We start from the raw sequence: 9839 nt of genomic DNA, 5'->3' as shown, positions 1-9839 counted from the left end.
CCGGCGGCCTTCCGGCCCGCCTAGGGCGGCTCCCGACCCAAAGAAAAGGCGGCGGCAACCCGTCAGCGCCGGGCTGCGCGATCCCCCCCGCCCACCCCCACCCCCCCCCCCCCCCAAGCCAGCCCCCCCCCCCCCGCCCCCCGCCGGCAAAGCACAGCGCAGCGCTACGGCTCCTCCCGCCACCCCTCCCACTCCCCCGCCAACGCATCCAGCTCCGCCGGATCCAACCGCCCCTCCTCATCCCGCAGAACAACAAGCCACTGCGCATCCTCGGCATCGTCCTCACCGGCCAGCGCATCCCGCACCAGCTGCGGCTCCTCACGCAGCCCGAACCGCTCCCCCAGCGCCTCCACGGTCTCTTCGGCGGCATCCCGGTCAGGCAGCACCAGCACATGTCTCACATCACTCACGCCCCCATTTTCAGGCACCACCGCACCCGCCCCGTCCCACCACCCAGGCGGACTCACGCCGGCCGGGCCCACCCGCGAATCAGCCACCCCGGCTCGGGCTCCGCACCTCCGGCACAGCCGCCAGCTCGATCCCGAACCTCTCCCGATACACCGCAAGAACCTCCGCGTCCGAGCCCAGCTCCGCCACCTCCCGCGCCCCGTCCGCCGCCGTCACCGTGAACTTGCGCCCGCTGAGCGTGATCCTCCCTCCGTCCTCGGTGACCCGCGAGCACACCAGCGACCGCACGAAGTGCGAAGCCGATGACGTGCTGTGCCACCACGCCCCGGCCACGAAGTCACCGAGCACCCGCGGCCGCATCTCCAGCCGATACTGCGGCTTGCCGTCCCGTTCGACGTCCAGATCCGTCGCCGCGGCCGAACCACCCCGCACCCCGGCCGCATCCGGCCCCGCCTCGACGATCCGGAACACACCGCCGGGATCCAGCTGTTCCGCCCGCGCCTCGAACGCCAGCGGATAGTGACTGTGCGCCCCGAACCCGACGTCGGCCAGCCACGCACCCCCGTCCACCGTGCGCACCTTCAGCGCGAGATGGTCGTGCGGAATCCCGAGCCGCCCCTCGTCGCCGTACACCCGGGCCGCGAGAACCGTGACGTCGTACCCCAGCGTGGTGAGCAACGCCCCGAAAGTTCCGTTGAGTTCGTAGCAGAACCCGCCCCGCCGCGCCCCCACCAGCTTGTCCAGCAACCGCTTCTCCTCCAGCACGATCTCCTCACCGAGATGGATCGACAGGTTCTCGAACGGGATCGTCTCCAGGTGCCGCAGATGCAGCTCGCGCAGGACGTCGACGGTGGGCCACGCCGGGTGCTCGACTCCCAGACGACGGAGATAGGCATCAACCTCTGCGGGATTCATGCCCTCAGTCTCGCGCCACGAGCAGCTCCCCGCCCGTACCCGCGATCGCCACGGCCCCGTCCTCGTCCGTCCGCAGCACCATCGCTCCCTGCGCGCGCAACGCCGCGAGCGTGCCGGGCGCGGGATGTCCGTACGGGTTGTCCGCACCCGCGGAGATCAACGCCAGCCGCGGCGACACCCACCGTATGAGCTCAGGGTCCTGATATGCCGAGCCGTGGTGGGCCACCTTGAGCACATCCACGCGGCCCAGCCGCGCTCCCGCCGGCGACCTCAGCAGCGCCTGCTGGGCCGGGGGTTCGAGGTCCCCGAGCAGCAGGAGCCGCAGCCCCGCCGACCGGACGAGCAGGCTGACGCTGGCGTCGTTCGGCCCCTCCGTGTCCGGCGCCGGTGCCGAAGGCGGGGGCGGCCAGACGACCTGCCAGCCGAGCGCCCCGGTGCGCCGCTGTTCCCCGGCGACGGCTCTCGTCACCGGAATGTCTCGCGCGGCCGCCTCCCTCCGGACGAACTCCGCCTGGTCCACCGGCTCTTCGAGCCCCGTCGTCTCGATCCCGCCGACCGCCCGTCCACGCAGCACCCCGGGCAGGCCCGCCACATGATCGGCGTGGAAGTGGGTCAGGACCACCAGCGGAACCCGGGTGACACCGAGCGTGCGCAGACACCGGTCGACGAGCGTCGGATCCGGCCCGGCGTCCACGACCACGCCCGCCCCCTCACCCGCCGCAAGCACCAGCGCATCGCCCTGTCCCACATCGCACATCGCCAACCGCCAGCCCGGCGGCGGCCACCCCGTGATCACCCTGGCCAGCGGCGGCGGCTGCACGACCACCAGCAGGAGCAGCACCCCACAGGCCCCGCACCACCACGGATGCCGCAGCAGCCGACGGCCGACCAGCACGACCACCACCGTGACGAGCGCCAGCAGCGCCGCCCCGGTCCAGCTGCCCGGCCAGTCCACGCCGGCCCCGGGCAGAGCCGCCCCGGTTCGGGCCACGTCCGCGATCCACCCGGCCGGCCAACTCGCGCACCACGCCAGCGCCTCGGCCACCGGCATCGCCACCGGCGCCGTCGCCAGCGCGGCGAAGCCCAGCACCGTGGCGGGCGCGACCGCGAACTCCACGAGCAGGTTGCACGGCACCGCCACCAGGCTCACCCGCGCCGACAGCACCGCGACGACCGGCGCGCACAGCGCCTGCGCTGCGGCAGCGGCGGCCAGCGCCTCGGCGAGCCGCGGCGGCACCCGGCGTCGCCGCAGCGCGGTGCTCCAGCGGGGCGCGATCGTGAGCAGGGCGCCGGTGGCCAGCACGGACAGCAGGAAGCCGTAACTCCTGGCCAGCCACGGGTCGTACAGCACCAGCAGCAGTACGGCCGTCGCCAGCGCCGGGATCAGCGATCTGCGCCGTCCGGTCGCGAGGGCGAGCAGCACGACCACCCCGCAGGCCGCGGCCCGCAGCACGCTCGGATCCGGTCTGCACACCACAACGAACGCGAGCGTGAGTACACCGCCGAACAGCGCGGTCGTCCGCAGCGGGATACCGAGGCGGGGCGCGAGGCCGCGCCGCTCGACCCGCTGCGCCAGGCCTGGCGGGCCGATGAGCAGGGCGAGGATGATCGTGAGGTTGCTTCCGGAGACGGCGAGCGTGTGCGCGAGGTCGGTCTCCTTGAAGGCCTCATCCAGCTCCGGAGTGATCCGTGCGGTGTCCCCGACGACCAGCCCCGGCAACAGCGCCCGCGCATCCGCCGGCAGCCCCTCCGTGGCCTCCCGCAGCCCGGCCCGCAGCCGCCCCGCGAACCGCTGCGCCGCCGACGGCTCCCCGACGACCCGCGGCAGCGCAGGGTCCCGCACCCGCAGCACGGCGGCGACCCGGTCGCCGCCCACCAGGGCCGGGGCCATCCGTGCGGTGACATACAGCCGCGTGGAGGGCAGCAGTCGGAGCCACGGTGAGGCCGCCGGTCCCTCGACGGCGGGGCGTGGCCCTGCGTCGACGATCAACAGCACAGGCGCCCGTGTCGCCACCGCCGTCCCGTCCGCCTTCTCGACGCGTCGCACGTCCGCGCCGATCAGCACGGCGCTCGGCGCCGCGTGATTCCCTCTGATCCGGGGCCGGGTGAGCCGGGGATCGGCGGTCACCTCCACCTCGGCCGTCACGGTCGCGTACTCCCGCGCCAGCCCGGGCACCGGCCCGCGCCGCAGGTCGGCACCGTGCAGCCCCGCGGAGGCGGCGCCCGCGGCGACACAGAAGAGGACTGCGGCGACCGAGACTCGGGACCATCGTCGCCGTATGGCCAACAGGACGCCCGCCGTGACCAGGCACACTCCCGCGATGCCGGTGATCCACTCCGGCGGGGCGTCCAGCGCGAGGGCGGCCGTCGCCCAGGCCGCGAGCGCGGGTGGGACGAGTCGTAGGTCCGTCGGTCCTTCCTGTCGGGGGTGGGCAACGCCGAGCCGCTTGCCGGAGGCGGTGTGCACCGAGGGCCGGAGACCGGCAACGCCGGCCTCGTTGGAAACATCGGAAACGTCAGAAGCGTCAGAAGCGTCAGAAGCGTCAGAAGCGTCAGAAGCAGCGGAGTCTGAAGGGAGCGCGCGGGCAGCACGCTCGGGCCTGCCGCGCCCGTTGGCCGCGCTCATGGCCGTACGAGATCCCGTAGATCGGCGAAGCGGCGGTCGCCGATGCCGTTCACCTCGCGGAGCTCGTCCACCGAGCGGAAGCCGCCGTGCTGGGTGCGGTAGTCGATGATGTGCTGCGCCAGCACCGGTCCCACACCCGGCAGGGTGTCGAGCTGCTCCACGGTGGCCGTGTTGAGTGCGACCGGAGCCGCAGGAGCCGCCCCCGCCGCCGAGCCGACCGGGCCACCGACCGCCGTACCGCCCGAGACCGGGCCCGCGCCTGCCACGGGACCGCCGACGATCACCTGCTCTCCGTCCACGAGGAAGCGGGCGCGGTTGAGACCGTCGGTGTTCGTACCGGGGCGGACCCCGCCGGCCGCACGGAGCGCATCGACGACCCGCGAGCCCGCGGGAAGCCGCTGGATCCCGGGTTCGCGGACCTTGCCGCTGACGTCCACCACGATCTCGGCCGCTGCGGTACCTCCGGCAGTGGGGCCGCCCGGATCCCTGCTCGGCTCGCCTTTCTCTTCCTCGAACGGAGCCGCCGCCCGCACGATCTCGGGCGGGCGTACGGGCTGGGTCCTGCCGGTCCAGAAGTGCTGCACGGCGAAGGCCGCGGCGACGACCAGCAGCGCGGCGAGCGCGACCACGCTCCTCCGCTCCAGCCCGCACCTCGCCTGAAGCCACACCGGCATTCGCTCCCGCAACCCCGGCCCGACCCGATCCCGCCAAGCCCTCACGCCCGGCCGGGCCTGGGCACCGGCACCGGCACCGGCACCGGCACCGGCACCGACATCCATGTCGGCATACGGGATGTGAGGCTCGGCATCCGGAACATCAGGGGTACCCGCACCCCCGCCCCGACCCGCCGTCACCTCCCCCAACTCCCCCCGCCGAACGGCGCGTTCGGCGAAGAGGATCTCCGCGCGGCGGCGGAGTTCTTCCGCCGACGCATATCGGTGCCGGGCCCGGCTCCGTGGGTGCAGGCGGCGATGGCGGGTGCGGCTGTCGGAGGCGGGGCCGCGGCCCGGGCCGCTGCTTACGGTCGCTGCGCGTGAACGTGATCGAAGTGCCATGCGACGAGGATCGGGCACTCCGGCAGCTCGCGATGATCTTGGTCAAATCCCGGGGATCACCGCCCAGTTGTGGATAACTCCATCACCCACACGGGTGAGACAGCCGACCTCACCGCGGCGAAACCACAACCCCCAGCAACCCGGGCCCGGTATGCGCCCCGATCACCGCCCCCACCTCGCTCACATGCAGGTCGGCCACCCCGGGCACCCGTGCCCGCAGCCGGTCCGCCAGTGCCGATGCCCGCTCGTGGGCGGCGAGATGGTGGACGGCGATGTCGACCCGGGCGCCGCCCGCCCGGTCGGCCACGATCTCCTCCAGGCGGGCGATGGCCTTCGACGCCGTCCGTACCTTCTCCAGAAGTTCGATGCGGCCGCCTTCCAGCTTGAGCAGCGGCTTCACCGCCAGGGCGGAGCCGAGAAGGGCCTGCGCGGCACCGATCCGGCCGCCGCGACGCAGATAGTCGAGGGTGTCGACGTAGAAGTACGCGGACGTGCCCGAGGCCCGTTTCTCCGCGGCCGTGACCGCCTCGTCCATCGTGCCGCCGGACTCCGCCGCCTCGGCGGCCGCGAGCGCGCAGAATCCGAGGGCCATCGCTACCATCCCGGTGTCCACGACCCGTACCGGCACCGGCGCCTCGCGCGCCGCGACGAGCGCCGCGTCGTAAGTGCCGGAGAGCTCCGCCGACAGATGCAGCGAGACGATTCCGGTGGCGCCGGACTCGGCTACGTTGCGGTAGGTCTCGGCGAAGAGCTGAGGGCTGGGACGCGAGGTGGTCACGGGGCGGCGCTTCTGGAGGGCCTGGGCCAGGGAACGGGTGGAGATCTCGGTGCCCTCTTCCAGGGCCCGGTCGCCGAGGACGACGGTCAGGGGCACCGATGTGATGCCGTGGCGCTCCATCGTCCGCGGCGGCAGGTAGGCCGTTGAATCGGTGACGATCGCGACATGGCGGGACATGAGCTGGAGGTTACCTGGCGTAGTGCCCGCGCGGCAGCCCGGCCCCGCTGACCCTGGACGCCCGAAACCGGATCAAGTGGTGCTCTCGGGACGGGGCTTCTTCTGCCAGGGGTACGTGGGACGCGGGGCCGGCGGGGTGATGGCGGACCGCGTCGGCTCCTCGGCCGTGTCCGACCGGGGTGTCTCCGGCCACGTCTGCTGGGCCGCGGGGCTCTCGGCGGCGGGTGCTTCGGGCCACGGGGGCGGTGCGGATTCCGTGGTGGCCCAGTGTCGCAGGGCGCCGGTCTCCAGGTCGATCTGGGTGCTGAGCGAGTCCAGGTCGTCGTCCGCGAAGCGGTGGGCCCGGTCGCGGGCCGCCCAGCGCATCGAGTCCGCCGAGTCGGTGATGCGCTTGGTGCGCTCGCGCAGCGCGGGCAGACGCTCGGCGAGGGTCGCCCGGTCGGGCTCGGACTCCAGGCGCTTGAGGTCGTCGTCCAGTTCGTGGCCGTGCACGCTGAGACGCTCGAAGAGGCCGAGGGACTCCTTGAGGGACTCGTCCTCGGCCACGCTCGCGTGGAGCGCGTCCTGGGTGGCGCGCATCGATGTGCGCAGCTTCAGCCGGAGCTGGGCGATCTCACCCGCCGGGCCGAGTTGCGCGAAGGACTTGGCCCGCAGGGTGTGGTCCTCGACCGTGCGGCGGGCCTGGGTAATAGTGCGGTCCACGCCGCGCTTGGCGGCGCCGACGGCCTTCACCGTGGCGTAGGCGCCGAGTCCCAGGAAGAGCACGAAGAGCAGAGCGAAAACTGCGACGACTGCTTCCACGACGCTCCTCCTCCGGACGGGCACGGCGCGGCTGCCGCGCCACTCTTCAACGGTAAACGCAACAGGCAGGCCCGGAGTTCCAGAAAAACCCCGAACCTGCCCGTAGGGGACCACCCTGAGCCGGAGGCACAGCTCCGGAGGCACAGCTCCGGAGCGACACCCACCGCTGCCCCGCTGCCCCACTGCCCCTGCGCGGCACCTATGCCGGAACGATGTTCACCAGCTTCGGCGCCCGCACGATCACCTTGCGGATCCCCGCGCCGTCCAGTGCCGCGACGACCTTCTCGTCGGCCAGTGCGACCTTCTCCAGCTCCTCCTCGGAGATGGCCGGCGAGACCTCCAGGCGGGCCTTGACCTTGCCCTTGACCTGGACCACGCAGGTCACGGTCTCGTCCACGACGTACGCCGGGTCGGCGACCGGGAAGTCCTGGTGGACGACGGAGTCGGTGTGACCCAGCTTGCGCCACAGTTCCTCGGCGATGTGCGGGGCCAGCGGCGCGACCAGCAGCACCAGCTGCTCGGCGACGGAACGGGGTACCGCGCCTGACGCCTTGGTCAGATGGTTGTTCAGCTCGGTGACCTTGGCGATGGCGGTGTTGAACCGCATGCCCTCCAGGTCCTGCCGTACGCCGTCGATGGCCTTGTGCAGGGCGCGCAGCGTCTCCTCGTCGGGCTCCGTGTCGACGAAGCTGACCTCACCGGTCGCCTCGTCGACCACGTTGCGCCACAGCCGCTGCAGCAGCCGGAACTGACCCACCACCGCGCGCGTGTCCCACGGCCGGGACACGTCCAGCGGGCCCATCGCCATCTCGTACAGACGCAGCGTGTCGGCGCCGTACTCGGCGCAGATCTCGTCCGGAGTGACGGCGTTCTTCAGGGACTTGCCCATTTTGCCCAGCAGTCGGGAGACCTTCTCGCCCTGGTAGTAGTACGCGCCGTCGCGCTCCTCCACCTCGGCGGCCGGTACCGCGATGCCACGGCTGTCGCGGTACACGTAGGCCTGGATCATGCCCTGGTTGAACAGCTTGTGGAACGGCTCGGCCGACGACACGTGCCCCAGGTCGTGCAGCACCTTGGACCAGAAGCGCGCGTACAGCAGGTGCAGTACGGCGTGTTCGGCACCGCCGACATACAGGTCGACGCCACCGTGCGGCTGACCCTCGCGCGGGCCCATCCAGTACTGCTCGATCTCCGGGTCGACCAGCTTCTGGTCGTTGTGCGGGTCCAGGTAACGCAGCTCGTACCAGCAGGAACCGGCCCAGTTGGGCATGGTGTTGGTCTCACGCCGGTACTTCTTCGGCCCGTCGCCCAGATCCAGGGTGACGTTGACCCAGTCCGCGTTGCGCGACAGCGGGGTCTCGGGCTGGGTGTCGGCGTCGTCCGGGTCGAAGGTGCGCGGCGAGTAGTCCTCGACCTCCGGCAGCTCCAGCGGCAGCATCGACTCGGGCAGGGAGTGGGCGATGCCCTCTTCGTCGTAGACGATCGGGAAGGGCTCGCCCCAGTAGCGCTGGCGGCTGAACAGCCAGTCGCGCAGCCGGAAGTTGACCGTGCCCTCACCGATGCCCTTGCGTGCCAGCCACTCGGTGATGCGCGCCTTGGCCTCGACGACACCCAGGCCGTCCAGGGAGACGCCGTCACCGGTGGAGTTGACGATCTTCGCGTCGTAGGACACGAAGGCCTCGTCCCACGCGGAGGTGTCCGTGCCACGATCGTCCGTCGGCTCGACCACGCAGTTGATCGGCAGCTCGAAGGCGCGCGCGAACTCGAAATCACGGCCGTCGTGCGCCGGAACGGCCATGATCGCGCCGGTGCCGTAGCCCATCAGGACGTAGTCGGCGATGAAGACGGGGATCTGCTCGCCGTTGACCGGGTTGGTCGCGTACGCGCCGATGAAGACGCCGGTCTTGTCCTTGGCCTCGGCCTGCCGCTCGACGTCGGACTTCGAGGCGGCCTGCGCGCGGTAGGCGGCGACGGCCTCGGCCGGGGTCGCGTGGCCGCCGGTCCACACCTGGTGCGTGCCCTCGGGCCATTCCTGCGGTGTGAACTTCTCGACCAGCGGATGCTCGGGGGCCAGCACCATGTAGGTCGCGCCGAACAGGGTGTCCGGGCGCGTGGTGAAGACGGTGATGCGCTCGCCGTCGATCGGGAAGTCGACGCGGGCGCCCTCGGAGCGGCCGATCCAGTTGCGCTGCTGGAGCTTGATGGCCTCGGGCCAGTCCAGCGCGTCCAGGTCGTCCAGCAGCCGGTCGGCGTAGGCGGTGATGCGCATGTTCCACTGGCGCAGCTTGGCCTTGAAGACGGGGAAGTTGCCGCGCTCGGAGCGACCGTCGGCGGTGACCTCCTCGTTGGCCAGCACGGTGCCCAGGCCGGGACACCAGTTGACGGGCGCGTCGGAGGCGTACGCCAGGCGGAACTCGCCCAGGACGTCGGCGCGCTCGGCGTCGTTCAGCTCGTGCCACGCGCGCGTGTGCCCCGGTACGGCGCGCTCACCGGTCTCGAACCGAGCGATCAGCTCGGCGATCGGGCGGGCCTTGTCGGCCTTGTCGTCGTACCAGGAGTTGAAGATCTGCAGGAAGATCCACTGGGTCCACTTGTAGTACTCCGGGTCGATCGTGGCGAACGACCGGCGCTTGTCGTGGCCCAGGCCCAGCCGGCGCAGCTGGATCTTCATGTTCTCGATGTTGGCCTCGGTGGACACGCGCGGGTGCGTGCCGGTCTGCACGGCGTACTGCTCGGCGGGCAGGCCGAAAGCGTCGAAGCCCAGGGTGTGCAGGACGTTGTGGCCGGTCATGCGCTGGAACCGGGCGAATACATCGGTGGCGATGTAACCCAGGGGGTGACCGACGTGCAGGCCCGCACCGGAGGGGTACGGGAACATGTCCATGATGAACTTCTTGGGCCTGGCGACCAGTTCGGGGTCGCCCGCCAGGTCACCCTTGGGGTTCGGTGCCGCGTACGTGCCGTCGGCGTCCCAGAAGTCCTGCCAGCGTGCCTCGATCTCCGCGGCCAGGGCCGCGGTGTAGCGGTGCGGCGCGGCCACCTCGGCGGCGGCAGCGGGGTTCGTCTCGCTCATGATCCT

General features: G+C 71.8%; 7 protein-coding genes. All 7 read right to left on the bottom strand.

What is annotated here, in order from left to right; genetic code table 11:
- Nucleotides 1–164: 164 nt before the first annotated feature.
- Nucleotides 165–410, bottom strand: a complete 246-nt coding sequence (locus KCH87_RS31420) for a hypothetical protein (protein ID WP_210590076.1) — start codon at nt 408–410, stop codon at nt 165–167.
- A gap of 79 nt (nt 411–489) precedes the next feature.
- Entirely contained in the window at nt 490–1323 is an 834-nt protein-coding gene (locus KCH87_RS31415; protein ID WP_210590074.1) for an arylamine N-acetyltransferase, read from the bottom strand.
- 4 nt (nt 1324–1327) lie between these two features.
- Nucleotides 1328–3790 carry a ComEC/Rec2 family competence protein gene (locus KCH87_RS31410; RefSeq protein WP_308298955.1) on the bottom strand — a complete coding sequence of 821 codons (2463 nt, stop codon included), beginning with the start codon at nt 3788–3790 and terminating at the stop codon, nt 1328–1330.
- A 155-nt stretch (nt 3791–3945) separates the two neighbouring features.
- Complete coding sequence (locus KCH87_RS31405; protein WP_210590069.1) at nt 3946–5004, bottom strand: ComEA family DNA-binding protein; 1059 nt, start codon at nt 5002–5004, stop codon at nt 3946–3948.
- Between the two features lie 109 nt (nt 5005–5113).
- On the bottom strand, nt 5114–5959 hold the full coding sequence (locus KCH87_RS31400; protein WP_210590066.1) for a DegV family protein: 846 nt from the start codon (nt 5957–5959) through the stop codon (nt 5114–5116).
- A 72-nt stretch (nt 5960–6031) separates the two neighbouring features.
- Nucleotides 6032–6760: a hypothetical protein gene (locus KCH87_RS31395; RefSeq protein ID WP_210590063.1), complete on the bottom strand. Its 729-nt coding sequence runs from the start codon at nt 6758–6760 to the stop codon at nt 6032–6034.
- A 199-nt stretch (nt 6761–6959) separates the two neighbouring features.
- Nucleotides 6960–9833, bottom strand: coding sequence for a leucine--tRNA ligase (gene leuS, locus KCH87_RS31390; protein ID WP_210590061.1), 2874 nt, complete (start codon nt 9831–9833; stop codon nt 6960–6962).
- Nucleotides 9834–9839: the final 6 nt, after the last annotated feature.

It is taken from the genome of Streptomyces sp. GESEQ-35, assembly GCF_017948485.1.
Lineage (GTDB): Bacteria > Actinomycetota > Actinomycetes > Streptomycetales > Streptomycetaceae > Streptomyces.
This window is presented reverse-complemented; position numbering and strand designations above follow the sequence as displayed.

Excerpts from the sequence above, each read along its gene's own strand:
- KCH87_RS31415 (WP_210590074.1), bottom strand. The coding sequence starts at position 1,323 with ATGAATCCCGCAGAGGTTGATGCCTATCTCCGTCGTCTGGGAGTCGAG.
- KCH87_RS31405 (WP_210590069.1), bottom strand. The coding sequence starts at position 5,004 with ATGGCACTTCGATCACGTTCACGCGCAGCGACCGTAAGCAGCGGCCCG.
- KCH87_RS31400 (WP_210590066.1), bottom strand. The coding sequence starts at position 5,959 with ATGTCCCGCCATGTCGCGATCGTCACCGATTCAACGGCCTACCTGCCG.
- leuS (WP_210590061.1), bottom strand. The coding sequence starts at position 9,833 with ATGAGCGAGACGAACCCCGCTGCCGCCGCCGAGGTGGCCGCGCCGCAC.